We start from the raw sequence: 24,937 nt of genomic DNA, 5'->3' as shown, positions 1-24,937 counted from the left end.
CGAGGGCTTTCAGCGGGCAGCTTGCGCGGCCCCGGACTTTTTCCCGCGCTTCCAGTTCATGATCGGCCTGCGCAGGGGACGGTAGGCGAGAAGTCCGGTGATGATGGCCAGATAGGTGAGGGGCTCGAGCGTCAGGCTCTTGCGCGCCAGGATGAAATGCAGGAGCCCGCCGGCCGCGATCACGTAGATCAGCTTGTGCAATTTCGTCCAGCGCGGCCCGAGCTTGCGGATCGACCAGTTGTTGGAGGTCAGCGCAAGCGGGATCAGCATCAGCAGACAGGCCATGCCGATGGTGATGTAGGGCCGCCGCGCGATATCCGCGGCGACCGCGCCCACATTGAAGCGCAGGTCGAGCGAGGCATAGACCGAGAAATGCATCAGCACGTAATAGAAGGCGAGAAGCCCGAGTGCACGGCGGTAGCGGATCCAGTTGATACCGGCAAGGTCGCGCAAGGGCGTGATGGCGAGCGTGGCGACGATGAAGCGCAGCGCCCATATGCCGAGAAGGTGCTCAAATTCCTTGACCGGATTGAAACCCAGCCCGCCTGTCGCCGCAAGGTAGAAATACCAGGCGGCCGGCACCAGTCCGATGGCGTAGAGCCCCCATATGCTGGCGCTGTGATAACGGCGGGGCAGAGTGGGCAGCGTGAGCATCGTCAATAGTTCGCCTTCAGGTCCATGCCTTCGTAGAGGCTCGCCACCTCGTCCGCATAACCGTTGAACGGCAGCGTGTCGCGCCGGGCGACGTTGAAGAAGCCGCCGTCGCCGATCCGCTGCTCTGTCGCCTGGCTCCAGCGCGGATGATCGACCGCCGGATTGACGTTCGAGTAAAAGCCGTATTCGCGCGCGTTGGAATTCTTCCAGGTCGTCTGCGGCTGCTCTTCCACCAGCGAAATCTTGACGATCGACTTGATGCTCTTGAAGCCGTATTTCCACGGAACCACCAATCGGATCGGCGCGCCGTTCTGGTTCGGCAGGGTTTCGCCATAGAGCCCGACGGCAAGGATGGTCAGCGGGTGGCGGGCCTCGTCGAGCCTGAGACCCTCGATATAGGGCCAGGGAAGCGGCTGGAAGAAACCGCGCTGTCCGGGCATCTGCTCCGGCCGCACCACGGTTTCGAAGGCGACGTATTTGGCGCTGCCGAGCGGCTCTACCTGATCCAGCAGGGCGGAGAGCGGAAAACCTATCCAGGGGATCACCATCGACCAGCCCTCGACGCAGCGAAGCCGGTAGGTGCGGTCCTCCAGCGGAAACTTCATCAATTCCTCGATGCCGAATTCCTTCGGCTTGCCTACCATGCCGTCTACCTTCACCGTCCAGGGGAGCGGCTTGAAGTCGCCGGAATTGGCGGCCGGGTCCTCCTTGTTGACGCCGAATTCGTAGAAATTGTTGTAGCTGGTGATCGCCTCCTTGGGCGTCAGCGGCTCATCCGTCTTGAAGATGCTCGGCGAGGCGCTGAGGGGTGCCGCGAGCACATCGCCCGCGCCGGCGAAGGCAATTCCCGCCGCGGCCGCGCCGAGGAAGCTTCGGCGAGACATGTAGATCGAACGCGGCGTGATCTCTGAAGCCGCGATATGGGGCGGACGAAAGGCGGGCATCGTACTCTCCTTGGGCGAACCTTTTCTTCCCTATACGTATCCCGCAGCCTAAAGGTTTCACGGTATCGGACGGAACCACGTTTATGTGAAGAAGAGCAAGCCGGTTCGATCGGCAGCAGCGAAAAACAAATGCTGGGTCACGGCTCCCAGCAACCGTACCGCTTTGGCTCGCGTTGATAGTGACAGCCTGCCGGACTTGACCTAGAAAGCTGCCAAGTCAGGGGTTTTTGCGCTTGCCGGAGGAAAGGGCTAAACTGCGCGGAACCATAAAGATCGCACCCGAGGATATGAAGACAATGCCAGCCTATCGCTCCAGAACAACGACCCATGGCCGCAACATGGCGGGCGCGCGCGGCCTTTGGCGTGCGACGGGCATGAAGGACAGCGATTTCGGCAAACCGATCATTGCGGTCGTGAACTCCTTCACGCAGTTTGTGCCCGGTCACGTTCACTTGAAGGACCTCGGCCAGCTCGTCGCCCGCGAGATCGAGGCCGCCGGCGGCGTCGCCAAGGAATTTAACACGATCGCGGTCGATGACGGTATCGCCATGGGCCACGACGGCATGCTCTATTCGCTGCCCTCGCGCGAAATCATCGCGGACTCGGTCGAATACATGGTCAACGCACACTGCGCCGACGCCATGGTCTGCATCTCCAACTGCGACAAGATCACGCCCGGCATGCTGAACGCCGCCATGCGCCTCAATATCCCGGCCGTCTTCGTCTCCGGCGGCCCGATGGAAGCCGGCAAGGTCGTGCTGCACGGCAAGAAGGTCGCGCTCGACCTCGTCGACGCCATGGTCGCTGCTGCCGACGACAAGATTTCCGACGAGGATGTCGCCACGATCGAACGCTCGGCCTGCCCGACCTGCGGCTCGTGCTCGGGCATGTTCACGGCCAACTCGATGAACTGTCTGACCGAAGCGCTCGGCCTGTCGCTGCCGGGGAATGGTTCGACGCTCGCAACCCATGCCGACCGCAAGCGCCTGTTCGTAGAGGCCGGCCACCTGATCGTCGATCTTGCCCGCCGTTATTACGAGCAGGAAGACGAAACCGTTCTGCCCCGCTCGATTGCCACCAAGAAGGCCTTCGAGAACGCCATGTCGCTCGATATCGCCATGGGCGGCTCCACCAATACCGTTCTCCATATCCTTGCCGCGGCCTATGAGGGCGGCATCGATTTCACGATGGAGGATATCGACCGGCTTTCCCGCAAGGTGCCGTGCCTTTCCAAGGTCGCACCCGCCAAGCAGGATGTCCATATGGAAGACGTGCATCGCGCGGGCGGCATCATGCGCATCCTCGGCGAACTCGAACGCGGCGGCCTTATCCATCGCGACTGCTACACGGTTCATGAGGCGACGCTCGGCGACGCGATCGATCGCTGGGATATCACCCGCACCAATTCCGAGACGGTCCGCGAATTCTTCAAGGCGGCGCCCGGCGGCGTGCCGACCCAGGTCGCCTTCAGCCAATCCTCGCGTTGGGATGATCTCGATACCGACAGCGAAAAGGGTGTCATCCGCTCGGTCGAAAAGCCGTTCTCCAAGGATGGCGGTCTTGCCGTTCTCTACGGCAATATCGCGCTTGACGGCTGCATCGTGAAGACTGCCGGCGTGGACGAGTCGATCCTGAAATTCACCGGTCCGGCAGTCGTCTTCGAAAGCCAGGATGCGGCGGTGAAGGGCATTCTCGGCAACGAGGTCAAGGCCGGCGATGTCGTCGTCATCCGCTACGAAGGCCCGAAGGGCGGCCCCGGCATGCAGGAAATGCTCTATCCGACCAGCTATCTGAAGTCGAAGGGCCTCGGCAAGGCCTGCGCGCTCGTCACCGACGGCCGCTTCTCCGGCGGCACGTCCGGCCTCTCGATCGGCCATGCTTCGCCGGAAGCAGCCCAGGGCGGGGCGATCGGCCTCGTGCGTAACGGCGACCCGATCGAGATCGACATCCCGAACCGCACGATCAACCTCGCGGTGCCGGATGCGGAACTCGCCACCCGCCGCGCCGAGCAGGACGTGCTCGGCTGGAAGCCGGCCGCGCCCCGCAAGCGCAATGTCACGACGGCGCTGAAGGCTTATGCCGCCTTCGCCGCCAGCGCCGACAAGGGCGCAGTCCGTATCCTGCCCGAGGCGTGACGCAACCTTCGCCGGGGTGCCGCTCAAACGCGCTTCTGTCTTGTGCATGGTAAGGAAATTCCTTACTGTGCACGGGAGGGTAAGGTCATGATAACGAGCAAAATTACCAGCAAGGCACAGACCACGATACCGCAACCGGTCCGGAACGCTCTTCACCTCAGGGAGGGCGACGAAATTCTTTATGCGATCCAGGCTGATGGACGTGTGATGATCTCGCGCGCGCCCATCTCCCCGGAAGCAGAAGATCCATTCGCAACGTTCGGCGAGTGGGATAGCGAGGCCGACAGGAAGGCCTATGCCGATTTTTGAGCAAGGCGATGTCGTCCGCGTTCCTTTTCCTTATACAGACCGTGACACCCGGCAGCGCAGGCCGGCGCTCGTGGTGTCAAATGGACCGATCGGGGAAAACGCCGCCCTGCTGTGGGTCGTCATGATTACTTCGGCGGAAAACCGGCCCTGGCTTGGGGACGTCCGTATTCCGGATCATTTGAAAGCCGGATTGCCGGCTCCATCCGTCGTCCGCCCGGTAAAGATCGTCACAGTGGAGGCGAAACATGTGGAAGCTGTTGGTAAAGTTTCGCGACAGGTTCTAGACGAAGTCTTGCGCGAGGCAAATGCCGTTATCGGGTTGACTACGCGATAGGCGGCCGCCGGGCGACGATCTGGCTGACCGGCCGGTGATCGCTCGTCTTTGCGTTTTCCGGCTGCGTGGAGTTGATGCGGTCGTGGATTTCATGCTCCACGAAGCCGGATCGCGGCTCGACCAGCAAGGGGCCGATCCCGCGCCGGCTCAGCGCCTCGGTGAAGACGATATGGTCGAGTAAGATGTTCGGCGAGCGTCCGGGATCGAGCTTGTCCTCGAATATCGCCGTCCAGCGCAGGTGCTGCGGGTAGTCGAACAGACCGTGGTTCAGGAACTTGCGGGCGAAGAACACATCGCCCTGAAGCACGCTGATCAGGTCATGCAGGAGATATTCCCGCTCGAGAAGTTCCTTGCCTGGGCCGTCGTTGAGATCGCCGATGACCATGATGATCGGCAGTTCCTCCTGTGAGAACCGCTTGTCGATGTAGTAGCGGACGTCCATGGCCTCGGTGCTGAGCTTTGCGCGCGCCACATGTGCATTCGCCATGAACCACGCGACATCCGGCCGGTCATGATAGGCCTTGTCGGTTTCCTCCGGCCGCCGGGCCGGCACGGAAAGACCGATATGCTTGCTTTTGAAATGTGCGCCGATGATCTCGACGCGCACGCCTTCGTAATCCATGACGAGGATTTGCGGGTGGCGGTAGTGCGAATGGGAGCGGCGGACATTTGCGCCGACGGTTTTCTCGCGGTTGTCGAGTTGGGGAGCCGAAAACTGCCACTTGCCGTCATTGTGTGAAAGCTTGGATTCGTCGGCCGTATAGGATTTCCAGGTGGCTATATCGAGGAGGCTTGCCCGTGTCGCCTGGGCGAGCGCGGGTTTGACGAGGAACCACAGCCATTGTTCGCCCTGAATGCCGTATGTCCTGTCATCGCCATTCGGATGGGTCATGAGCTTATATTCCGGCAGGTATTCGTCGCGGAAGGCCGTCATGTCCGCGCTGCCCGGAACCGCTTCCATGAGGAACAGAATGTCCGCGTCGATCTCCAGGATCTCTGCCCGCAATGCCTGGAGCTTCGCCTGCGCATCTGTCATCGAGGGCATGCGTCGCTGGCCGCGCCTCGATCGCTCCGGAACGACGCCGCGCACGACGTCGAACGCATTGGTCAGCCATTCCACATTGAAGGATGTTACCTTGAAAGCCTCCATATCCCCCTCCGGCATCGCGGCCCTGGTATGAACAGCATACTAAGACCGGGCTATGAGGGGAACATGACGATCGTGGAGTTCGCCGCTAAAGCGGCCGCGTCAGGTTGTTATAGATGTCATCCAATTGCTTCAGCCTCTCGTCATAGGCGGTGCGAATGCATGCGGCATCGCCGCCGCAGGCCTGCCGGCGCTTGAGCCAGGCGCTTTGCTCGTCCTGCATCGTGCCCCGCGCGCCCATGGCCAGCAGCCCGGCAAGCAGGTCGAAGGTCGTGACCATCTTCACGTCCGCATCGTTGAGCGCCCGGTTGTCGCAGATCGCCGTTTCGTCCGGTGCAAGTTCAGGCTTTTCGCAATCGAAACTGGCGGCGAGGATCGATGGTGCATTGAAGGTAAGCGCGGCCAGAGTGAGGATGGCGAAGGCTGTAAGTCTCTGCATCGGGTGCTCCTTTCTGTCGGTTGATGCACGGTCGGCTCAGGCGTCCGGCAAGAGCCATAGGCCGAGGAAGATAAGGGCGGCCGCCCAAAGGGCGAGGATGAACGCCAGGCCGCCGCGGCTGCTCGGGCGTGTGGTCCGCAGTATGGCCTCCGCGCGGAACTCCTCCATCAGGGCCGGGGGAATGAGGCGGATCGCCAGCATGATGCCGAACGGAACGATGACGAGGTCGTCGAGATAGCCGAGGACCGGTACGAAATCCGGAATGAGGTCGACGGGCGAAAGCGCATAGGCCGCCACGGCGCCGGCCATGAGCTTGGCGCTCCACGGCACGCGGCTGTCGCGCGCGGCGAGCCACAGGGCCACTATGTCCCGCTTCAGGGTCTTGGCCCAGGCCTTCGCTTTCACCATATGATCCATGCTATCTTTCCGTTTCCGGCTGCAAGGTGAGGTGCCTTCGGAGAATTCCCATTCCTATGTTCCGCCACCTTTCCTTTCTAGCGTTCGCCGCTACAAATCGTTCCAGATTTTCGTGAAGAGGAATCACATGCAGAGCACGCTGAAACGCCTGTCGGCCGGCCTTCTGGCCCTGAACCTGGTGATGCCCGCTGCGGCATTCGCCCAGGAGAACAAGGTCGTGCCGCAGAGCCGGCAGGAAATGCAGCTTTCCTTCTCGCCCCTCGTCAAGCAGACGTCGGGCGCGGTGGTGAACGTCTATGCCGAACGGGTGATCCAGCGATTGAACCCGTTCGCGGGTGATCCTTTCTTCGAACAGTTCTTCGGACAGCGCCTGCCGAACCGCACGGAGAAACAGTCCTCGCTCGGCTCGGGCGTCATTCTCGCTCAGAACGGCCTGGTGGTGACCAACAATCACGTCATCGAGGGGGCCGACGATATCAAGATCGCGCTCGCCGATGGCCGCGAATTTCCCTCCAAGGTTCTCTTGAAGGACGAGAGCGTCGATCTCGCCGTTCTGAAGATCGATGCGAAGGAGAACTTCCCGGCGCTGCCGATCGGCGATTCCGACCACGTCGAGGTGGGGGACTTGGTGCTTGCGATCGGCAATCCCTTCGGCGTCGGCCAGACGGTGACGAGCGGCATCGTTTCCGCACTTGCCCGCAACCAGATCACGTCCGGCGATTTCGGCTTCTTCATCCAGACCGATGCGTCGATCAATCCCGGAAATTCCGGTGGCGCGCTGATGAACATGAACGGCCAGTTGATCGGCATCAACACTGCGATCTTCTCGCGCGGTGGCGGTTCGAACGGCATCGGCTTTGCCATTCCCGCAAATCTGGTGAAGGTCTTCCTCGCCGCCGCCGAAAGCGGCAAGGGCGTCTTCGAACGGCCCTATATCGGCGCCGGTTTCGAGCCGGTCACCTCGGATATCGCGGAGTCTCTGGGCTTGAAGACGGCACGCGGCGCGCTGGTCGTGCGTGTCGTGGAGGGCGGCCCCGCCGACAAGGCCGGCCTGAAAACCGGCGAGGTCGTGACGGCCGTGAACGGCATTCCGGTCGAGCATCCCGACGCGCTCGGCTATCGGCTGACCACCGCGGGCCTCGGCCAGCAGGCGACGTTGACGGTAGAGGGGAACGGTAGCCAGAGAGAGGTCACGATCGCGCTGAATACGGCGCCGGAAAGCACCCCGCGCGACGAGCGGCTGATCGAAGGGCGTAATCCCTTTGCTGGGCTGAGGATCGCCAACCTCTCGCCGAAGCTTGCCACGGAGCTGCGCATTCCGGCAGACAAGACCGGCGTGGTGGTGACGGATGTGGCGCGCGGCTCGCCGTCCGGCCGACTGGGCTTCCAGCCGCGCGATATCATCATTTCGCTGAACGGCACGTCCGTTACCTCCACCAACGGCATGGAGGCCATGCTCGATGACGATCCCGGTTTCTGGCGGGTGGAGATCGAGCGCGACGGCCAGAGGATACGGCAGTTCTTTCGATGAGTGACGATCTTTTCGCGCCGAAAGTTCCGGAAGAGGTCGCCAGCCGGCGGCCTCTGGCGGATCGGCTGCGCCCGAAATCGCTGGCGGAGGTGACCGGTCAGCCGCATCTGACCGGGCCTGACGGCGCCCTGCGGCGGATGATCGAGGCCGGATCGCTCGGCTCGATGATATTCTGGGGGCCGCCGGGAACCGGCAAGACGACGGTCGCCCGCCTGCTGTCGGGCGAGGCGGGGCTCGCCTTCGAGCAGATTTCGGCGATCTTTTCCGGTGTCGCGGACCTGAAGAAAGTGTTCGAGGCGGCGCGCATGCGCCGCATGGATGGCCGCCAGACCCTGCTCTTCGTGGACGAGATACACCGCTTCAACCGCGCCCAGCAGGATAGTTTCCTGCCGGTGATGGAGGATGGCACCGTCATTCTGGTCGGAGCGACCACCGAAAATCCGTCCTTCGAACTCAACGCCGCTCTGCTTTCCCGCGCCCGCGTGCTGACCTTTCTGCCGCATGACGAGGAGAGCCTGGAGGAGCTCCTCAAGCGCGCGGAAGAGACCGAAGGCCGGCCGTTGCCGCTCGACGAGGCGGCGCGCGCAAGCCTGATCCGCATGGCGGACGGGGATGGCCGCGCCGTGCTGACGCTTGCGGAGGAAGTCTGGCGCGCGGCGAGGGAAGGGGAGGTCTTCGATACCGAAGGTCTCATCCAGATCGTCCAGCGCCGAGCCCCGGTCTACGACAAGGCCCAGGACGGCCATTACAACCTGATCTCCGCCCTCCATAAATCCGTGCGCGGCTCCGATCCGGATGCGGCGCTCTATTATCTCGCCCGCATGTTCGATGCTGGTGAGGACCCGCTCTATCTCGGCCGCCGGCTGGTGCGCATGGCGGTGGAAGATATCGGGCTTGCCGATCCCCAGGCTCTGGTGATCGCCAATGCCGCCAAGGATGCCTACGATTATCTCGGCTCGCCGGAAGGCGAACTGGCGCTTGCGGAAGCCTGCGTCTACCTCGCGACCGCGCCGAAATCCAATGGGGTCTACACGGCTTTCAAGGCGGCGATGCGCGCCGCCAAGGAGAATGGTTCGCTGCTGCCGCCCAAGCACATCTTGAACGCTCCCACCAAGCTGATGAAGGGCGAAGGCTATGGCGAGGGCTATCGCTACGACCATGACCAGCCTGATGCCTTTTCCGGCCAGAACTATTTCCCGGAAAAGATGGGCCGGCAGGTCTTCTACGATCCGCCGGAGCGTGGTTTCGAGCGCGAGATCAGGAAACGGCTCGACTGGTGGGCAAAGCTGCGCAAGGAACGCGGCGAACCCTGAGACGCGCTACGACGCCTTCTTCCCGGCCGTGACGCTCGGCGGGGCGGGGATCATCCGGACGCCGGAATCCGCAAGGCCGTGATGGCCTTCCATATCCACGACCAGATGCCAATGGCCGCTTTCGGGGATCTGCAGCCGGACCGGCGATTTTTTCGCGATACCGCCGATATACTTGAAATCCAGGAGCTCCTTGAAGCGCTGGAAGTTCGAATTGCTCATCAGCCGCACGTTGTTGACGGCATTCAACGTTACCTCGATCGTCACGCCGGCGCGCTGTTCCTTCAGATCGTAGTGGGTAAAGCGGAATGTCGGGGCTGCCATGCCTTTGCCTCTTTATGCCTGCATATGCTCCCGGAAAGCGTAGCGGAACCCGGGTTAAGGATTGGTGGAACCTTCGGCTTGGCTTCGAGTTGAACGTGCAAAAGCCGCAGCTCCCGTCCCCGGACCCGCTGCCGGAATACGCCGCTTGCGGCACTTGAAATAACAAGGTGGCGTTCGTCCCCTGCCGCCACCGCACAATAACATTGACCTCCACAACTCCAGCCTGCCGTACCCCCGGCAGGCTTTTTTCTTTTGCCCGCAGCTTTTTGAGTTCGCATTGTCGGCTCGGTCGAGACCCGCACGTCCTTGGGGCATCTCAACTGTTGCCTCATGGAGGAAGTCATGCCGATGAAGATGCTCGCAGCCGCTATCGCTGTCATCGCCGCCTCGATCGTTCCGGCGGTCGCTGCCGAACCGTCGAAGACGGGATATGTCGAAGCCGGCGGCATAGATTACTATTACGAAATCCGGGGAGAGGGCGATCCGCTGCTGCTCCTGCATGGCGGGCTCGGCTCCATCGATATGTTTGCGCCGATCCTGCCGGCGCTGACCGAGCATCGGCAGGTGATCGCCGTCGATCTGCAGGGCCATGGGCGCACGCGCCTCGGCGACCGGCCGATCGCGCTGGAAGCCATCGGCGCCGATATGGGCGAGCTGATTGCCGAACTCGGCTACAGCCAGGTGGACGTGATGGGCTATTCCATGGGCGGCGGCGTGGCGCTGCAAATGGCGGCCCAGGCACCGGAAAAAGTGCGGCGGCTGGTCGTCGTCTCGGCACCGTTTGCCAGAAAGGGCTTCTTCCCCGAGATGATCCCGCAACAGGAGGCCGTCGGCGCCGGCATGGCGGAGATGATGAAGGAAACGCCCATGTTCATCTCCTACAAGGCGGTGGCGCCGGATGTTTCCGAGTTCCCGCGGCTGCTGGATGCCATGGGCGAATTGATGCGCCGGGACTACGATTTTTCCGATGCCGTCGCCAAGCTCACCATGCCGGTCATGCTCGTCTACGGCGACAGCGACATGATCCGCCCGGAGCATATCGTCGAATTCTACCAGAAGCTCGGTGGCGGGCTGAAGGATGCGGGCTGGATGCGCGAGAACATGCCGAAGAACCGGCTGGCGATCGTGCCGGACCAGACCCATTACGACATGTTCGCTTCTCCGATACTCGCGGCGACCGTGCTGCCCTTCCTGGACGGCAAGTCGAATACCGCGACCTGGGCCGAGCAGGTCAAACAATAGAGATTTTCCGAAACGCTTCCGGTGAAACCAGTCCGCCGGAAGCGTTTCTTTTCAAAGGGCTGGAAGGTTTTCCGGATTCAATTCCTGAAATTCTTGAATCACCTTCTGAGGTTTTCCCTGTCCAGCTGGCCGGCAAGCGTGAGTATGGTCTCGGAGGCCGGCACGGGAATACCGGCGAGCTTCCCGAGCGAGACGATCATGCCGGTGAGCGGCATGATCTCCAGTGGTTTTCCGGCAAGCAGGTCCTGCAGCATGGAGGTGCGCACGGCGCCGAGCGTGCGTGTGCGCTCGATCTCCTGTTCCACGCTCTGGGCAAAGCGGATACCGAGCGCCTTGCCGACGGCCTGCACCTCTTCCATCAGCCTGCCCATAAGAGCCAGCATGTTTGGATCGGCGACCATGTCGTTGCATAGCGCCCGAGTTAGCGCGCTGGTCGGGTTGACGGCCGCATTGCGCATCAGCTTTTCCCAGATCACCTCGCGGATCGCCTGGGTCGTGCGGACGTCCAGGTCAGCCGCCCTCAGAAGATCGGCGATGGTCCGCAGATCGTCCGAAAGCACGCCCGACGGTTCGCCGAGGAAGAAATGGCCGCGAAGGCTCAAGCCGATCTCTCCCGGGCGGACGACTTCCGCGCCCTGATAGGCGACGCAGCCGATGACCCGCTCCGGGCCGATGAGGCGCCAGAGCCTGCCGCCCGGATCGAGTTCCTCGAGTTGCCGCTCCGCATGGCCGCTCGCCTCATCCCGGTGGAAATACCACCACGGAATGCCGTTGAGGATCATCACCACGCGGGTTCCGTCTTTTAATAGCCCTGCTATGCCCTCGGCCGCGCCCGCAAGCTGGTGGCCCTTGAGCCCGGTGATGACAAGATCCTGCGGCGGCAGCTCGGAGGGGGTGTCCGTTGCCGTGACCCGCGCCGTAATCGGCTCGGGTTCGCCGGCATAGCGCACCGTAAGGCCGTTCCGGCGGATGGCGTCGAGATGTGCGCCGCGCGCCACCACCGATACCTCGGCCTGGTCGCCGAGCCCGGATGCGATCTTCGCCGCGAATGCCCCGCCGAGCGCGCCCGCGCCATAGATGCAAATGTTTCGGATCGTCATGAATGCCATGCCCTCGTCGCTGTTGCTCTTTTTCTAGACTTAGAGCATGCCGCGTCAAACCGTGCACCGCTTTTGCGATGGCGACAGGCGGAAAAGAGAAGGCTTGATCCTGCGCCGGGCAGCGACAGGCTTTCATGAATTCAATGGGTCCGGCCTACGGGGAACAATTCGTTGCGGCGCAGCTCGTCGATGGCGGCCACCGCTTCGTCGACCGACCAGCCGGCCTTTACGGCTGCCGCGATCATCTTCATTTCGGCCTCCTCCTCCAAGGCGAAGAAGAGCGGCTCGAGCGCCTCCTGGACGGTGAGGATGTGTTCATCGCGCGGCGCGATGGACTCCTGTGCGGCAGACATGGCGCATTTCTCCTCTCACTGATGATCGAATTGTTCACAATTTCTCTCGCCGCAAAAAGTTCCGCTGGCGGACGGAAAATTTGCGCGCCCCGGCCGCGCGGTAACGGAGCCGGAGGATGATTGCCCCGCTCGCGGCATTGTGAACATCCCTTGCCTTCGAACTCTCGCCAGCCGGCCGCCGGGTTAAGGAAGTCTTTAAGGATTCATGAAAATTGAAGAGGTGTCTGCGCGCCCGGCGAGCGCCGCGCCATCCGAGGGGGTGGTGGAATGGCCGGTATCGCCCCGCAGTTTGTAACCTGAGTAATTGCCTGCGTATTCCCAACGCAGGCGCTGTACGGAGTAAAGCCGATGACCATGAACGTGAAGCCTTTCGCCCTGGCGATGATCGCCGCAATTTCCGCCACGCCCGCTTTGATCACGCAGGCCTCGGCTGCCGACCTGGCACCTTATTCCGATGCGCCGTCCTATAACGAGCCGGCTTCGGCTTCCGGCGGTTGGACGGGTCCCTATGTCGGCCTTCATGCGGGCATGGGCTCGGACAAGATGAGCCCGTTCTCCGGCGACAAGGAATTCATGGGCGGCATCCAGGGCGGCTACAATGCCGAAATGGGCGGCGCCGTCGTTGGCGGCGAGCTGGAGCTGTCGCACATGGGTGATACCGAAGTCGACGTGCGCGGCGGCGAGCTGAAGGAGCGCTATCGCGTGGCGGCAAAGGGCAAGGTGGGTGCGCCGCTCGGCGATACGCTCCTCTACGGCACCGCCGGCGTGGCGATGACGAGCTTGCGCGATACCGATAGCGCGAAAGGCCCCGATGGCTGGAAGCCCGGCTGGCTGCTCGGCGCCGGCATCGAGCAGAACATCAATTCGAACCTCTCCGCCAAGGTCGAATACAACTATGTCCGCACCAACGACGTCCGCAGCTTCGACGGCGCGAGAACCTCCAAGTCCGACATCGGCGACCACACCATCAAGGCCGGCGTGAACTACAAGTTCTAGTTTTTTCCGGGTCCGGATGGACCCGGAGCCAGCGTGAAAACTGCAGCGCCGCGCGTCTTGAGAGATGCGCGGCGCTGTTTGCGTCTGGGCAGGCGATGCCTTGCCACGTCGAGTATCGGCCGCCCTGGTCATGAGGGCTTCGCCCCGGCTCTGCCTTGTTGTACGCCTAGCTTAATGCCTGATTCGCTGTCCTCACAGGGGCGGGGCAGACACGAGGCTTTGAAGGAGAGAGCAATGACGGACGCCAAGAGCGGTATTTCCGGACTACGGCCGCATATTACTGTGATCGGCGTTGGCGGCGGAGGCGGCAACGCGGTCAACAATATGATTGCGGAAAATCTGCAGGGTGTGGAATTCATCGCGGCAAATACCGACTCCCAGGTGCTCGCCACATCCAAGGCGTCGCGCCGCATCCAGCTTGGCGCAAACGTCACAGAGGGGCTTGGCGCAGGTTCGCTGCCGGATGTCGGCCGCGCCGCTGCGGAGGAGTCGATCGACGAGATCATGGACCACCTGAGCGGTTCGCACATGTGCTTCGTGACCGCCGGCATGGGCGGAGGAACGGGTACAGGGGCCGCTGCCGTGATCGCGCATGCCGCGCGTTCGGCCGGCATTCTGACGGTGGGTGTCGTCACAAAGCCCTTCACCTTCGAAGGAAATCGCCGCATGAAAACTGCGGAAATCGGTATCGAGGCGCTTCGTCAAGCTGCCGACACCGTGATCGTCATTCCCAACCAGAACCTCTTCCGCATCGCTGATGCGAAAACGACTTTCGCCGATGCCTTCATGACGGCCGACCGCGTGCTTTATTCCGGTGTCGGCTGCATCACCGATCTCATCGTCAAGGAAGGCCTGATCAACCTCGACTTTGCCGATGTGAAGTCTGTCATGCGCGGCATGGGGCGCGCAATGATGGGCACGGGCGAAGCCGCCGGAGATAGCCGGGCGATGAAGGCGGCGGAAGCGGCGATCGCAAACCCGCTTCTTGACGATGTCTCGATGAAGGGCGCCAAAGGCGTGCTGATCTCCATCTCGGGCGGTTCGGATATGACGCTCTTCGAAGTGGACGAGGCGGCAAGCCGCATTCGCGACGAGGTGCAGGATTTTGCCGATATTGTCGTGGGGGCGATCTTCGACCGCAACCTCGATGGTCGGTTCCGCGTCTCGGTTGTCGCGACTGGCCTGGAAGGGGACGGACTACCCGCCGCCGTTTCGGGCGCCGCCGAAGAGATCGAGATCCGCACACTGCAGTAAAGTCGCCGGGCGGTGACCTGCCGGATTCGAAACGGATGAAATCGAGGGTGTGGTAGGGGATCACGTCATCCCGTTGGCCGCACCCTCTTTCCGCGCCAGGTCGCGTTCAGAGCGCAAAGAACGGCAAGCCCGACCAGAATGCATCCCGCCCAGGGCAGCGCCTGCAAGGAAGCGCGTTCCAGGATCAGGCCTCCGGCAGCGGTCCCGAGCGCCACTCCGATATGCATGGCGGAGAGATTGAGACCGATGCCAGCCTCCGCAGTCGCGGGATCGGCGGATATCAGGAAGCTCTGCACGACGGGCGATATCATCCAACTGATGCAAGCCCAGACCGCCATGATGGCGATGAAGGCCGCCGGCGCGTTTGAAAACAGCGGAATGGCTGCGAGCGCCAGCAGGTAGAGAAACGGCGTCACGACGATTGCCATGCGCGGCGTGAGCCTGTCTGCAAGCCATCCTCCGCAATATCCGCCGCTCACGCCCGCGGCCCCGAAGGCTATGAAAGCCAAAACGACATGCGGGCCTGCAATGCCGACGGCTTCGGTCAGATATGGCGCGAGATAGGCGAAAAGGACGAAGTGGCCGCCTATCATGAGAATGGATACCAGCTGCGCTGACTGAAGCCTGTAAGATTTCAGATGCGACTTGTAATCGGGGTCGCCCTGCAGGCGCTGCCCCATCCTCGGCAGGAAGGATTGGGCGAGAAACAGGACGATGAGCGCGGCAGATGCCAGGGCGAGGAAGACGGCACGCCAGCCGAACCATTCATTGATCAGCATTCCCGCCGGAACACCCAGCACCATCGACCCGCTGATGCCCATGAAGATGATGCCGATCGCGCGCCCTCTCATGCCGCTGTCGACCAGTTCCGTGGCCAGCATCGTGGCGATCAGGCAAACCACGGCGCTGGCGGCAGCCATGCCGATGCGGGCGGCAAACAGAATGGAGTAGCTGGGGCTGATGCCGGCGACGACATTGCTGAAAGCGAAGACCGCAAGTGCCGAAAGCATGATGCTCTTGCGCTCGAAGCGCATTGTCAGGCCAAGAGCCAAGGGTGCGGTAAGCGCGAAGGTGATCGAGAAAACCGAGGTAAGCTGTCCGGCGATCCCGACCGAGACGCCGAGGCTCGGCGCTATGGTGGGAAGGATGCCGACGATGATGTTCTCCGCCGTGCCTGTGGCGAATGTCGCGAGGGCGAGAAGAAAGAGCCGAAAATACATTTGCCGTTCCCTTCATGGCAAAGCCATGCGGGAAGCGGCGATCCCGGCACGGCATGTTGCGAGCCGGGTTTCGAGGCAGTGCTTCGGTTATCCCTGATGCCGTTTCATAACATCGGCTGGAGCCATTGACTACGGGTTTATTCGGCTAACCCCGTCCTCCCAGACGGGCCTGAATTTGGTTCATCTGCTCGATCTCCTCGCGCTGGGCACGTGAGATCTCGGAGCAGAGCGTGACCAGTTCCGAATCCGTCAATCCTGCTTCCCTGCACATGAGGATAGCGCCCGAGTGATGCGGGATCATCGAGGCGATAAACTGCCGGTCGCCCACCAGCGCCTGGGTACGGGTGCCCGACAAAGCTGCCAGGAAGAGGATTGCTAGGCCGACGTGGATGGCCGCGTTCAGCCTCCCGTTGCCGTACATGCCCCTCATCGTCGCGAGCATGATGATGCCCATGGGCGCCACCATCGTCAGAGCCATGTAGAACATGTTGAGATTGTTGCGAAAGTCCCCCCAGCCGTCGATCATCGAGAACATCACGAAATACATGACGACGAGGCTGAGGATCATGTTCACGGCGAACATGGCATATGGATGCCTGCTCGTGTGTTCATGTGCATTGTGGTGATCGCGCATACCGCCTCCTTCTGGCCGCTATGAGCAGCGGCCGACGCGAGATGCTTCCCTGGCAATGGCGCCAATCTCCGGGAAGAGGCATGCGGCGTAAACCCTCCCATGATCGGTTTGGTTCCGATTCCCGCTGGCTTCGCAGCATCGCCAACGACAATCCATATGCTCGCGGGTGCGGTATGGACACAGGACGTTGCCCGGGCTCTCCGGATAGAATCCCAGGTGCGGGCTGGCACCTTCTGGATCAACGGCTACAAGAAAAAAACCGCACCTTCGTTTCGAAGGCGCGGCTTTCGCATTCCCGATCGGCGGCAGACCACCGATTTGATGTCATCTCAATGGCGCAGCGGCCGAACCCAGTGGCGCCCGCGCTATATACAGCATACCGCCGGATCAGCTGCAGCCGCTGGTCGCGCCGCAGGTGTCGCACTTCTCGCAGGTACCGTTGCGCACCATGGTGAAGTTCTGGCACTCGGAGCACATGTTGCCCGTATAGCCCTGAGCGATGGAGCGCATGCGCCGCTCGTTCTCCACCTTCTTGGCTTCCGCCTTGGCCGAGGCTGCGTCGGCGGCGGCCTTGTCGGAGAAGAGGGCGGTGGCTGCCTGCTGCTCTTCGGAAGCGACGTCGTCGAGCACTTCCTCGGCGATCTCTTCGGCCAGTTCCTTGGCGCGCTCCTCATAATCCCGTTTGAAGGAGACGATTTCGGAGGTTGCTGCGGCAACCGTCGGTTCCAGCTTGCGGGCCGTATTGCCGGCAACGCTGCCGGTGAACGAGGTAACCGTTGCAGAAGCGCGGGCAGGGGCTGCGGTTGCGGCACCCTTCGCTTCGGACGAAGGGCCGGTCTGGCCGCCCTGGATCAGGGTCGGCTTGTAACCGCGGGTCCAGCCGGTCGAGACGAGCTGGGTCTTGCCTTCCTTGATACCCTTGCCGAGTGCGGTGTTGGAGAAGTCCGACGTATCGACATGCGCGAGGTCGTGACGGCCGAGATAGGAGACGGCGAGTTCGCGGAACACGTAGTCGAGGATCGAGGTGGCGTTCTTGATAGCGTCGTTGCCCGTCACGATGCCGGCCGGCTCGAACTTGGTGAAGGTGAAGGCCTCCACATATTCTTCCAGCGGCACGCCGTACTGGAGACCCAGCGAGATGGCGATGGCGAAGTTGTTCATCATCGCGCGGAAGGCGGCACCTTCCTTGTGCATGTCGATGAAGATCTCGCCAAGCCGGCCGTCGCCGAATTCGCCGGTGCGCAGATACACCTTGTGTCCGCCGACATTGGCCTTCTGGGTATAGCCCTGGCGGCGGTTCGGCAGCTTTTCGCGTTCGCGGGTAATGCGCTCGATGACGCGCTCCACGATCCTCTCGGTGATCTGCACGGCCTGGGCCGCGGTCGGAGCCTGTACCAGTTCCTCGATCGCGTCCTCCGCATCGTCCTCGTCGATGAGCGAGGCATTGAGCGGCTGGGAAAGCTTGGAGCCGTCACGGTAGAGAGCGTTGGCCTTGAGAGCGAGCTTCCAGGACAGCATGTAGGCCGCGCCGCAATCCTCGACGGTCGCCTCGTTCGGCATGTTGATCGTCTTGGAGATCGCGCCCGAGATGAACGGCTGGGCGGCCGCCATCATGCGGATATGGCTTTCGACCGAGAGGTAGCGCTTGCCGATCTTGCCGCAGGGATTGGCGCAATCGAAGACCGGCAGATGCTCGTCCTTGAGGAACGGTGCGCCTTCCAGCGTCATCGCACCGCAGACATGGATATTGGCGGCGTCGATGTCCTTCTTCGAGAAACCGATGTGCTCGAGCAGGTTGAAGCTCATGTCGCCGAGTTGTTCGTCGGTGACCTTCAGCACGTCCTTCAGGAAGTCGGCGCCGAGCGTCCACTGGTTGAAGACGAACTTGATGTCGAAGGCCGCTTTCAGCGCGCCGTTGACGGCCTCGATCTTCTCGTCGGTAAAGCCCTTGGCCTTCAGCGTGCCGGGGTTGACGCCGGGCGCCTGGTTGAGGTTGCCATGACCGACCGCATAGGCCTCGATCTCGGCGATCTGCGATTCCGAATAGCCGAGCGAACGGAGCGCTTCAGGAACGGCGCGGTTGATGATCTTGAAGTAGCCGCCGCCGGCGAGCTTCTTGAACTTGACGAGCGCGAAGTCGGGCTCGATGCCGGTCGTGTCGCAATCCATCACGAGGCCGATCGTGCCGGTCGGCGCGATCACCGTCGTCTGGGCGTTGCGGTAGCCGTGCTTCTCACCGAGTTCCAGCGCCTTGTCCCAGGCGGCCTTGGCATGGGCGGCCAGGTCCTGGTCCGGGTTTTCCGCATGGAAGAGCGGGACGGGGTTGACCGACAGCTGTTCGTAGCCGGTGGTTTCGCCGTAAGCCGCGCGGCGATGGTTGCGCATGACGCGCAGCATGCTCTCGCGGTTCGGCGCGAAGTTCGGGAAGGGGCCGAGCTCGCCGGCGATTTCGGCGGAGGTCGCATAGGCGATACCGGTCATGATCGCGGTGAGCGAACCGGCGATCGCGCGGCCTTCCTTGGAGTCGTAGGGAATGCCGGTGGACATCAAGAGGCCGCCGATATTCGCGTAGCCGAGGCCGAGCGTGCGGTACTGATAGGAGAGTTCGGCGATTTCCTTCGACGGGAACTGCGCCATCATGACCGAGATTTCGAGCACGACGGTCCACAGGCGCACGGCATGTTCGTAATCGGCGATGTCGATGCGCTTCGTCGCCTTGTCCTTGAACTGCAGGAGGTTCAGGGAGGCAAGGTTGCAGGCCGTGTCGTCGAGGAACATGTATTCCGAGCACGGGTTGGAGCCGCGGATCGGGCCACCGGCAGGCGAGGTGTGCCAGTCGTTCATCGTCGTGTTGAAGTGGATGCCCGGATCGGCGGACGCCCATGCGGCATAGGAGATCTGTTCCCAGAGATCGCGGGCCTTCAGCGTCTTCATCACCTTGCCGTCCTTGCGGGCGGTGAGGTTCCACTCTCCGTCGTTCTCGACGGCCTTGAGGAAGTCGTCCTTCAGCGAGACGGAGTTGTTGGAGTTCTGGCCGGAGACGGTCAGATAGGCTTCCGAATCCCAGTCGGTGTCATAGGTCTTGAACTCGAGGTCCTTGTAGCCTTGGCGTGCGAACTGGATGACGCGGCCCACATAGTTTTCCGGAACCATGTCCTTCTTGGCGGCCTTGATCTCGCGCTTGAGCGCCGGGTTCTTGGCCGGGTCGTAGCAGTCGTCGCCATCCGCTTCGCAGTTGACGCAGGCCTTCATGATCGCCTTCAGATGCTTGGCGACGATCTTCGAGCCGGTGACGAGGGCCGCCACCTTCTGCTCTTCCTTGACCTTCCAGTTGATATATTCCTCGATATCCGGATGGTCGATATCGACCACCACCATCTTGGCGGCGCGCCGCGTGGTGCCGCCCGACTTGATGGCGCCCGCTGCGCGGTCGCCGATCTTGAGGAAGCTCATCAGGCCGGACGAACGGCCGCCGCCGGAAAGCTTTTCGCCTTCGCCGCGCAGATGGGAGAAGTTGGAGCCGGTGCCGGAACCGTACTTGAAGAGGCGCGCCTCGCGGACCCACAGATCCATGATGCCGCCTTCGTTGACGAGGTCGTCGCCGACGGACTGGATGAAGCAGGCATGCGGCTGCGGATGCTCATAGGCCGACTTGGACTTGGTGAGCTTGCCGGTGAAGGGATCGACGTAGAAATGGCCCTGGCCGGGACCGTCGATGCCATAGGCCCAGTGCAGGCCGGTGTTGAACCACTGCGGGCTGTTCGGAGCGACGCGCTGGGTGGCGAGCATGTAGGCGAGCTCGTCCATGAAGGCTGCGGCGTCGTCTTCGGACGTGAAGTAGCCGCCCTTCCAGCCCCAGTAGGTCCAGGTGCCGGCGAGACGGGTAAAGACCTGGCGGGCGTCGGTCTCGGAACCGTAGCGCTCACCTTCGGGGAGCGCCTTCAGGGCTTCAGTGTCGGCAACGGAGCGCCACAGGAAGGAGGGGACGTCGTTTTCCTCGACCTTTTTCAGGATTTTCGGCACGCCCGCCTTGCGGAAATACTTTTGGGCAAGCACGTCGGTGGCGACCTGGCTGAACTGCGCCGGCACGTCGATGTCGGCCAGCCGGAAGACGATGGAGCCGTCCGGGTTGCGGATCTCGCTCACCGCCTTGCGGAATTCGATCTCCGCATAGGCGCCCTGGCCCGGCTTGGTGAAACGACGTTCTATACGCATTGCCCTATCCTCGCGTTGGCGCCCGTTTTCAGACGCAAAAATTCTGATGCCGGCGGCCGTCGATCAACGACCTGCAGCCAGTGTCCGTTCCGTTCCGTCGGTCAGGTTATCCGGAGATGGTCAACCTGTATCTTGTGGCGATGCTGGCTGCAAACACTAAATATAGTATTAACAACTTCTTTCCGCCAGTCTTTTCGTGCTTTGACAGCCCACGAAAATCAAGACAACAAAGCCCCACGGCGGCACGCGCTAAATCAAGGCGAGCCCCCGAATACGGGTACAGGATTTCGTAGATGGGAACCGGCCTCGTTAGATCCGGTCCAGTCGCCGCCGCAACATTGGAACACTGTTGTCCGAGCCAACAGATTCGTCAAGGCGTAGATTGCGACGCTTTTATAACCACAAGATATTGTGCTCGCAGACTGTGGAAAACGGGGATAGAAAAATAATCGAAGAAACTCAGGCATTTGGGCCGAGCGCTTCAAGCTGGCTTGGATGCGATCACAAAATCTTTCAACCCGCGGTCGTTCTTTTGAGGGAATATTGGCCGAGGCTTTGAGCCGCGCGCCGTAGCGCTTTGAAACAGCCCATGAATCCCGGATTACATCAGTTCCGACAATACCATGATGAGGAGGAAGCCGCAGCCGGTGGCAATCGCCGAGGATTGCTGGAAATGGTGCGATTCTGCCTCCGGAACGAGGTCGGTGATCGTCAGATAGAACATGCCGCCGGCGCCCATGGCGAAGAGAAAACCTTGCGCCGGTTCTGGCACGCCCTGGAGAAAGAACCAGCCGGCCATGGCGGAGATGAAGAGCGATGCGCCGATCAGCGACGTCCACAGGGTGATTCGCCGTCCCGCATGATCCCGTCTTTCGCCCAGCACCAGTTCTCCGATGCTCATCGCCTCGCTGATATTGTCGATGAAGATGGCAAGCCCGACGATGACCGCAATGCTCGGGTCGAGCGCGGCGCCTATCCCGATCGATACGCCTTCGATGAGTTCCTCGGCGCTGGTGCCGCCGGCAAGCACGGCGGTGTTGCTGCCGCGCGGTTTCAGGCGCCGGTGCATGCTCTTCACCGCCTCGTTCTGTGCCGCCTCCCGGCCGGCCATTTTCCAGCGGTTGACATAGAGGTCGAGCAGGTAGACGAGCGCAAAACCGAGGGCGAAGCCGCAGGCGGCAAGCGGGATCGAGGAAAGCTCCAGCGCCTTCGGCATCATTTCGAAGGCGAAGGTGCCCAAAAGCACGCCCGCTGCCAGGCCGACGACAAGCGATAGCAGAAGGCTGGAAGGTTTGAGCCAGATGGAAAGTGCCCCGCCGAGCGGCGAGGCGAGGGCGGCGGCAAGCGCCACGCCGAAAACGATCGAAAACTGACTGTCCATCCCAAACCTCGTCGGCCACGGACGGTCAACGGTGCAGGGACAGGATTGTTTCCTCGGGCGAAGGGCCCCGAATCAGCCCTTGGTGCCCTTGGCGATCGGCTCCTGATAGGTGAAGCCCATGTCCCAGGGGAAATAGATCCAGGTATCCTGGCTGACTTCGGTCACGAAGGTGTCGACCGTCGGCACGCCCTTGGGCTTGGCATAGACGCAGGCAAAATGCGCCTCGGGCATCATGGCGCGCACTTCGGAGGCCGTTTTGCCGGTGTCGGTGAGGTCGTCGACGACCAGCACGCCCTTGCCCCCATCCTTGGTGAGATCCGGGCTGATGCCCTTGAGCAGGTTCATTTCGCCCTGGTTGACGTAGTCGTGGTAGGAGGCGATGCAGACCGTCTCGATCAGGCGGATGTTGAGTTCGCGCGAGATGATGGCGGCCGGTACGAGCCCGCCGCGGGTGATGCAGACGATGGCGTGGAAATCCTGGTCGAGGCCGGCAAGCCGCCAGGCAAGTGCGCGGGCATCGCGGTGGAACTGATCCCAGGAAACGGGAAAGGCTTTATCGGGAAGGGACATGTCTTTTTGCCAATTAGCGGGAGCTGCTTTGGCTCTCGCTAATAGCGGCATTCCCGCCCTGATGGCAAGCGGGTGATTCGCGACTGATGGGCCGTACGTTAAAGCGCCGATGTCTGCTAATGTAATCCGAAAGTTATCCTGGATGTCTCGGAGTTCGCATGACGAAGCATCGCGTCTATTCGATCGGCATCGCAAGCGTCTATCCCCACTATGTCGCTAAGGCGGAGAAGAAGGGGCGCACGAAGGCGGAGGTCGATGAAATCATCCGTTGGCTGACGGGACACAGCCAGGAGACGCTGGACGATCAGCTGGCGAAAAACACCAGCCTTGAGGATTTCTTCGCGCAAGCGCCGAAGATGAATCCCTCGCGATCGTTGATTACGGGCGTGGTCTGCGGCATCCGCGTGGAGGAGATCCAGGAGCCCACCATGCGGGAAATTCGCTACCTGGACAAACTGATCGACGAACTCGCGAAGGGGAAGGCGATGCAGAAGATCCTGCGGAAATAGCCGGGCAGGAGTTCAGGAGCCCACCCGGAGCTTGATGCGCGAGCTTGCGCGGGTTGCGTGAGGCCTCAGCGCGACAGGAGCGAGAGCGCTGTCATCGAATCGAGCAGGCTGCGCGTGACGCCGCCGAACAGCATTTCCCACCAGCGCGAATGGCCGTAGGCGCCCATCACGAGAAGGTCGACGCCTCCTTCCGAAAGCCGGTTCTCGATCGCCGCGGAGGCCGAAAGTCCGCCGCTGTCCTGCGTGGTCAGCGTCACGTTGACACCGTGGCGGGAAAGCGCGGCGGCAAGTTCCACGCCCATCATGTCGCGCATCTGATCGCCTCTTTCCGGCGGGTCCACGCAGAAGACCTCGACGCTTTCCGCCTCCTTGAGAAGCGGCAGGGCATCGAAGGCGGCGCGTGCGGCTTCGCGCGAACCGTTCCAGGCGATCAGCACGCGGCGGATCGGCGCCGGCTGTTTCATCGTGTAGGGCACCAAGAGCATGGGCCGGCCGCTTTCGAACAGAAAGGTTTCGAGATCGGCGCGATTGTCGGAGGAATGGGCGGGATCGCTCTGGCTGGCGACGATCAGGTCCACGGCGCGCGCCGTTTCCATCACGGTATGGGCGCCGTAACCGGCAGAGGAGAGGAAGCTGCGCCATTCCATGGAGACGCCGTCGTGGCCGGCACGCTCCTTGAAGATGCGCTCGACCTCGGCGGTTTCGCGGTGGGCCGCCTCCTGCAGCGCCTGGACAGCCGCCGGATCGGGGATTTCCATGGGTGCGATCAGCGGCACGGCGGCCAGCGTCTCGGCGTGGACGCCGATCAGGTGCCCGGAAAACTGGTCGGCGAGCGCGACGGCGAAATCGGTGATCTGGCGCGCATTGCGGGGTGTGTCGAGAACGGCGAGTATGGTCTTGTAAGCCATGGCGGTATCTCCTCAGCGACAGGCTTTCCCCAAGGGATCAAAGACTATCTCAAGATAACGTGGGGCTCCCATTGTTCCCGGTCAAGCAGCCAGCAACAAAGAGGTGATAATGCCGCAGTCGTTCAGGCGTCCGCGGTCGGGTTGGTGCGCGCCTTGCTGGCCTTTATGCCGGCGATCATGTCCGCCACCGCATTGGCGGCGGCATCCAGCGCCTCCTGGTCGCGGGCGCGCACGACGATCTCCGTCGAGAAGCGCTGCCCGTCATATTTCGGGTAGGAGCCGATGTTCGTCTGCGGATGCGCCTTCTGCACGGCCGTAAGCGGCGTGCCTATGTCGCCCTCGCCATAGGGGCAGGGAAGGGCGCGGCTCAGCATCTTCGTACCCGATTTCAGCGTTGGCAGCACGTTGTCGATCATTGCCTGGAAGACCTGCGGCACGCCGGCCATCACATGGACATTGCCGATGACGAAGCCGGGGGCGGTCGAAACCGGGTTGGGAATGTGCCGGGCGCCCTCGGGCATGCGCGCCATGCGCTGGCGCGCCTCGGTGAATTCCATTTCGCGGCGCCTGTACATCTCGGCGAGTAGGCGCATGGCCTCGGGATCATAGATGCAGGGAACGCCGAACGCCTTGGAAACCGCATCCGCCGTGATGTCGTCATGGGTCGGGCCGATGCCACCGGACGTGAAGACGTAATCATACCGGCCGCGCAGCGCGTTCAGCGCCTCGACGATCGCCTCTTCCTCGTCCGGAACGATCCGCACTTCCTTCAGGTCGATGCCGGAAAGCGTCAGCACATCGGCGAGGTGGCCGATATTCTTGTCCTTGGTGCGACCGGAAAGAAGTTCGTCGCCGATGGCAAGCATGGCGGCGGTGACGATAGGCGTATCTGGCATGGCGTCCTCCGTGGTCGGATGATGCTCTACGCCGAAATCGCCGGGCGCAGAAGTGGTTTCCTTCGCCAGACCGGCAGATTGCCGGATAGTCATGATTTTGTGACCGTCCATCGGA

Annotated in this window: 24 protein-coding genes and 1 pseudogene; 10 read left to right on the top strand and 15 right to left on the bottom strand. The window is 62.1% G+C overall.

Annotated features, from left to right (window positions below):
* Nucleotides 1-9: 9 nt before the first annotated feature.
* Both msrQ and msrP read right to left on the bottom strand, forming a co-directional pair.
* Entirely contained in the window at nucleotides 10-654 is a 645-nt protein-coding gene (msrQ, locus tag YH62_RS03145; RefSeq protein ID WP_046792671.1) for a protein-methionine-sulfoxide reductase heme-binding subunit MsrQ, read from the bottom strand.
* A gap of 2 nt (nucleotides 655-656) precedes the next feature.
* Nucleotides 657-1,598, bottom strand: coding sequence for a protein-methionine-sulfoxide reductase catalytic subunit MsrP (msrP, locus tag YH62_RS03140; protein ID WP_046792670.1), 942 nt, complete (start codon nucleotides 1,596-1,598; stop codon nucleotides 657-659).
* Between the two features lie 296 nt (nucleotides 1,599-1,894).
* On the opposite strand from msrP, the gene ilvD reads away from it, so the two are divergent.
* From ilvD to YH62_RS03125, 3 genes are all read left to right on the top strand, one after another.
* Nucleotides 1,895-3,733, top strand: a complete 1,839-nt coding sequence (gene ilvD, locus YH62_RS03135) for a dihydroxy-acid dehydratase (protein ID WP_046793019.1) — start codon at nucleotides 1,895-1,897, stop codon at nucleotides 3,731-3,733.
* 87 nt (nucleotides 3,734-3,820) lie between these two features.
* A complete protein-coding gene (locus tag YH62_RS03130; RefSeq protein ID WP_046792669.1) occupies nucleotides 3,821-4,042 on the top strand; it encodes a type II toxin-antitoxin system PrlF family antitoxin in 222 nt (73 codons plus the stop codon).
* The gene (locus tag YH62_RS03125; protein ID WP_046792668.1) at nucleotides 4,029-4,376 is read left to right on the top strand and encodes a type II toxin-antitoxin system PemK/MazF family toxin; all 348 of its coding nucleotides are present in this window, start codon (nucleotides 4,029-4,031) and stop codon (nucleotides 4,374-4,376) included. The genes YH62_RS03130 and YH62_RS03125 overlap by 14 nt, the downstream gene beginning before the upstream one ends.
* Here the strand turns inward: YH62_RS03125 and YH62_RS03120 are convergent.
* The 3 genes from YH62_RS03120 to YH62_RS03110 form a co-directional block, all read right to left on the bottom strand.
* Entirely contained in the window at nucleotides 4,366-5,526 is a 1,161-nt protein-coding gene (locus YH62_RS03120) for an endonuclease/exonuclease/phosphatase family protein (protein ID WP_046792667.1), read from the bottom strand. The genes YH62_RS03125 and YH62_RS03120 overlap by 11 nt on opposite strands.
* 85 nt (nucleotides 5,527-5,611) lie before the next feature.
* Nucleotides 5,612-5,962 (bottom strand): hypothetical protein, encoded by a 351-nt coding sequence (locus tag YH62_RS03115; protein WP_245282031.1) that lies wholly within the window; start codon nucleotides 5,960-5,962, stop codon nucleotides 5,612-5,614.
* Nucleotides 5,963-5,998: 36 nt separating this feature from the next.
* Nucleotides 5,999-6,379, bottom strand: a complete 381-nt coding sequence (locus YH62_RS03110) for a YkvA family protein (protein WP_046792666.1) — start codon at nucleotides 6,377-6,379, stop codon at nucleotides 5,999-6,001.
* 127 nt (nucleotides 6,380-6,506) lie between these two features.
* Between YH62_RS03110 and YH62_RS03105 the strand changes: the two genes are divergently transcribed.
* On the top strand, nucleotides 6,507-7,910 hold the full coding sequence (locus YH62_RS03105; protein WP_046792665.1) for a DegQ family serine endoprotease: 1,404 nt from the start codon (nucleotides 6,507-6,509) through the stop codon (nucleotides 7,908-7,910).
* The gene (locus YH62_RS03100; RefSeq protein ID WP_046792664.1) at nucleotides 7,907-9,223 is read left to right on the top strand and encodes a replication-associated recombination protein A; all 1,317 of its coding nucleotides are present in this window, start codon (nucleotides 7,907-7,909) and stop codon (nucleotides 9,221-9,223) included. The genes YH62_RS03105 and YH62_RS03100 overlap by 4 nt, the downstream gene beginning before the upstream one ends.
* Before the next feature lie 6 nt (nucleotides 9,224-9,229).
* On the opposite strand, the gene YH62_RS03095 is transcribed toward YH62_RS03100, so the two are convergent.
* Nucleotides 9,230-9,544, bottom strand: a complete 315-nt coding sequence (locus YH62_RS03095; protein ID WP_046792663.1) for a DUF1883 domain-containing protein — start codon at nucleotides 9,542-9,544, stop codon at nucleotides 9,230-9,232.
* 330 nt (nucleotides 9,545-9,874) lie between these two features.
* On the opposite strand from YH62_RS03095, the gene YH62_RS03090 reads away from it, so the two are divergent.
* Nucleotides 9,875-10,786, top strand: a complete 912-nt coding sequence (locus YH62_RS03090; protein ID WP_046792662.1) for an alpha/beta hydrolase — start codon at nucleotides 9,875-9,877, stop codon at nucleotides 10,784-10,786.
* Between the two features lie 98 nt (nucleotides 10,787-10,884).
* Here the strand turns inward: YH62_RS03090 and YH62_RS03085 are convergent, their stop codons facing one another.
* Nucleotides 10,885-11,886 carry a 2-dehydropantoate 2-reductase gene (locus YH62_RS03085; RefSeq protein ID WP_046793017.1) on the bottom strand — a complete coding sequence of 334 codons (1,002 nt, stop codon included), beginning with the start codon at nucleotides 11,884-11,886 and terminating at the stop codon, nucleotides 10,885-10,887.
* Between the two features lie 140 nt (nucleotides 11,887-12,026).
* Entirely contained in the window at nucleotides 12,027-12,239 is a 213-nt protein-coding gene (locus tag YH62_RS03080; protein WP_046792661.1) for a hypothetical protein, read from the bottom strand.
* Nucleotides 12,240-12,587: 348 nt separating this feature from the next.
* Between YH62_RS03080 and YH62_RS03075 the strand changes: the two genes are divergently transcribed.
* Together YH62_RS03075 and ftsZ are read left to right on the top strand one after the other, a co-directional pair.
* Nucleotides 12,588-13,235: an outer membrane protein gene (locus YH62_RS03075; RefSeq protein ID WP_046792660.1), complete on the top strand. Its 648-nt coding sequence runs from the start codon at nucleotides 12,588-12,590 to the stop codon at nucleotides 13,233-13,235.
* Between the two features lie 234 nt (nucleotides 13,236-13,469).
* Complete coding sequence (gene ftsZ, locus YH62_RS03070; RefSeq protein ID WP_046792659.1) at nucleotides 13,470-14,489, top strand: cell division protein FtsZ; 1,020 nt, start codon at nucleotides 13,470-13,472, stop codon at nucleotides 14,487-14,489.
* A 65-nt stretch (nucleotides 14,490-14,554) separates the two neighbouring features.
* Here ftsZ and YH62_RS03065 read toward each other — a convergent pair whose 3' ends face one another.
* Nucleotides 14,555-15,709 carry an MFS transporter gene (locus YH62_RS03065; protein ID WP_046792658.1) on the bottom strand — a complete coding sequence of 385 codons (1,155 nt, stop codon included), beginning with the start codon at nucleotides 15,707-15,709 and terminating at the stop codon, nucleotides 14,555-14,557.
* A 145-nt stretch (nucleotides 15,710-15,854) separates the two neighbouring features.
* The gene (locus tag YH62_RS03060; protein ID WP_046792657.1) at nucleotides 15,855-16,343 is read right to left on the bottom strand and encodes a DUF305 domain-containing protein; all 489 of its coding nucleotides are present in this window, start codon (nucleotides 16,341-16,343) and stop codon (nucleotides 15,855-15,857) included.
* Nucleotides 16,344-16,502: 159 nt separating this feature from the next.
* Between YH62_RS03060 and YH62_RS30710 the strand changes: the two are divergent.
* Nucleotides 16,503-16,595, top strand: a pseudogene (locus tag YH62_RS30710) (aldehyde dehydrogenase family protein); the annotation flags it as partial.
* 135 nt (nucleotides 16,596-16,730) lie between these two features.
* Here YH62_RS30710 and YH62_RS03055 read toward each other — a convergent pair.
* The 3 genes from YH62_RS03055 to gpt all read right to left on the bottom strand — a co-directional run bounded on the left by YH62_RS03055 (nucleotide 16,731) and on the right by gpt (nucleotide 22,509).
* On the bottom strand, nucleotides 16,731-20,558 hold the full coding sequence (locus tag YH62_RS03055; protein WP_046792656.1) for a vitamin B12-dependent ribonucleotide reductase: 3,828 nt from the start codon (nucleotides 20,556-20,558) through the stop codon (nucleotides 16,731-16,733).
* A 601-nt stretch (nucleotides 20,559-21,159) separates the two neighbouring features.
* Nucleotides 21,160-21,939 carry a ZIP family metal transporter gene (locus YH62_RS03050; RefSeq protein ID WP_046792655.1) on the bottom strand — a complete coding sequence of 260 codons (780 nt, stop codon included), beginning with the start codon at nucleotides 21,937-21,939 and terminating at the stop codon, nucleotides 21,160-21,162.
* Nucleotides 21,940-22,011: 72 nt separating this feature from the next.
* The gene (gene gpt, locus YH62_RS03045; RefSeq protein WP_046792654.1) at nucleotides 22,012-22,509 is read right to left on the bottom strand and encodes a xanthine phosphoribosyltransferase; all 498 of its coding nucleotides are present in this window, start codon (nucleotides 22,507-22,509) and stop codon (nucleotides 22,012-22,014) included.
* 158 nt (nucleotides 22,510-22,667) lie between these two features.
* Here gpt and YH62_RS03040 point away from each other — a divergent pair, with 158 nt between their 5' ends.
* Nucleotides 22,668-23,018 (top strand): DUF2200 domain-containing protein, encoded by a 351-nt coding sequence (locus YH62_RS03040; RefSeq protein ID WP_046792653.1) that lies wholly within the window; start codon nucleotides 22,668-22,670, stop codon nucleotides 23,016-23,018.
* A 65-nt stretch (nucleotides 23,019-23,083) separates the two neighbouring features.
* Here YH62_RS03040 and YH62_RS03035 read toward each other — a convergent pair whose 3' ends face one another.
* Together YH62_RS03035 and YH62_RS03030 are read right to left on the bottom strand one after the other, a co-directional pair.
* A complete protein-coding gene (locus YH62_RS03035) occupies nucleotides 23,084-23,926 on the bottom strand; it encodes a universal stress protein (RefSeq protein ID WP_046792652.1) in 843 nt (280 codons plus the stop codon).
* 122 nt (nucleotides 23,927-24,048) lie between these two features.
* Nucleotides 24,049-24,822 (bottom strand): competence/damage-inducible protein A, encoded by a 774-nt coding sequence (locus tag YH62_RS03030; protein WP_046793016.1) that lies wholly within the window; start codon nucleotides 24,820-24,822, stop codon nucleotides 24,049-24,051.
* Nucleotides 24,823-24,937 lie beyond the last annotated feature (115 nt).

Source organism: Rhizobium sp. LC145, from assembly GCF_001005825.1.
In the GTDB taxonomy this organism is placed as follows: Bacteria; Pseudomonadota; Alphaproteobacteria; order Rhizobiales; family Rhizobiaceae; genus Neorhizobium.
Note: the sequence above shows the minus strand (reverse complement) of the source record. Positions and strands in the feature narration are given on the sequence as shown.

Excerpts from the sequence above, each read along its gene's own strand:
- msrQ (WP_046792671.1), bottom strand. The coding sequence starts at position 654 with ATGCTCACGCTGCCCACTCTGCCCCGCCGTTATCACAGCGCCAGCATA.
- msrP (WP_046792670.1), bottom strand. The coding sequence starts at position 1,598 with ATGCCCGCCTTTCGTCCGCCCCATATCGCGGCTTCAGAGATCACGCCG.
- ilvD (WP_046793019.1), top strand. The coding sequence starts at position 1,895 with ATGCCAGCCTATCGCTCCAGAACAACGACCCATGGCCGCAACATGGCG.
- YH62_RS03130 (WP_046792669.1), top strand. The coding sequence starts at position 3,821 with ATGATAACGAGCAAAATTACCAGCAAGGCACAGACCACGATACCGCAA.
- YH62_RS03125 (WP_046792668.1), top strand. The coding sequence starts at position 4,029 with ATGCCGATTTTTGAGCAAGGCGATGTCGTCCGCGTTCCTTTTCCTTAT.
- YH62_RS03120 (WP_046792667.1), bottom strand. The coding sequence starts at position 5,526 with ATGGAGGCTTTCAAGGTAACATCCTTCAATGTGGAATGGCTGACCAAT.
- YH62_RS03115 (WP_245282031.1), bottom strand. The coding sequence starts at position 5,962 with ATGCAGAGACTTACAGCCTTCGCCATCCTCACTCTGGCCGCGCTTACC.
- YH62_RS03110 (WP_046792666.1), bottom strand. The coding sequence starts at position 6,379 with ATGGATCATATGGTGAAAGCGAAGGCCTGGGCCAAGACCCTGAAGCGG.
- YH62_RS03105 (WP_046792665.1), top strand. The coding sequence starts at position 6,507 with ATGCAGAGCACGCTGAAACGCCTGTCGGCCGGCCTTCTGGCCCTGAAC.
- YH62_RS03100 (WP_046792664.1), top strand. The coding sequence starts at position 7,907 with ATGAGTGACGATCTTTTCGCGCCGAAAGTTCCGGAAGAGGTCGCCAGC.
- YH62_RS03095 (WP_046792663.1), bottom strand. The coding sequence starts at position 9,544 with ATGGCAGCCCCGACATTCCGCTTTACCCACTACGATCTGAAGGAACAG.
- YH62_RS03090 (WP_046792662.1), top strand. The coding sequence starts at position 9,875 with ATGGAGGAAGTCATGCCGATGAAGATGCTCGCAGCCGCTATCGCTGTC.
- YH62_RS03085 (WP_046793017.1), bottom strand. The coding sequence starts at position 11,886 with ATGACGATCCGAAACATTTGCATCTATGGCGCGGGCGCGCTCGGCGGG.
- YH62_RS03080 (WP_046792661.1), bottom strand. The coding sequence starts at position 12,239 with ATGTCTGCCGCACAGGAGTCCATCGCGCCGCGCGATGAACACATCCTC.
- YH62_RS03075 (WP_046792660.1), top strand. The coding sequence starts at position 12,588 with ATGACCATGAACGTGAAGCCTTTCGCCCTGGCGATGATCGCCGCAATT.
- ftsZ (WP_046792659.1), top strand. The coding sequence starts at position 13,470 with ATGACGGACGCCAAGAGCGGTATTTCCGGACTACGGCCGCATATTACT.
- YH62_RS03065 (WP_046792658.1), bottom strand. The coding sequence starts at position 15,709 with ATGTATTTTCGGCTCTTTCTTCTCGCCCTCGCGACATTCGCCACAGGC.
- YH62_RS03060 (WP_046792657.1), bottom strand. The coding sequence starts at position 16,343 with ATGCGCGATCACCACAATGCACATGAACACACGAGCAGGCATCCATAT.
- YH62_RS03055 (WP_046792656.1), bottom strand. The coding sequence starts at position 20,558 with ATGCGTATAGAACGTCGTTTCACCAAGCCGGGCCAGGGCGCCTATGCG.
- YH62_RS03050 (WP_046792655.1), bottom strand. The coding sequence starts at position 21,939 with ATGGACAGTCAGTTTTCGATCGTTTTCGGCGTGGCGCTTGCCGCCGCC.
- gpt (WP_046792654.1), bottom strand. The coding sequence starts at position 22,509 with ATGTCCCTTCCCGATAAAGCCTTTCCCGTTTCCTGGGATCAGTTCCAC.
- YH62_RS03040 (WP_046792653.1), top strand. The coding sequence starts at position 22,668 with ATGACGAAGCATCGCGTCTATTCGATCGGCATCGCAAGCGTCTATCCC.
- YH62_RS03035 (WP_046792652.1), bottom strand. The coding sequence starts at position 23,926 with ATGGCTTACAAGACCATACTCGCCGTTCTCGACACACCCCGCAATGCG.
- YH62_RS03030 (WP_046793016.1), bottom strand. The coding sequence starts at position 24,822 with ATGCCAGATACGCCTATCGTCACCGCCGCCATGCTTGCCATCGGCGAC.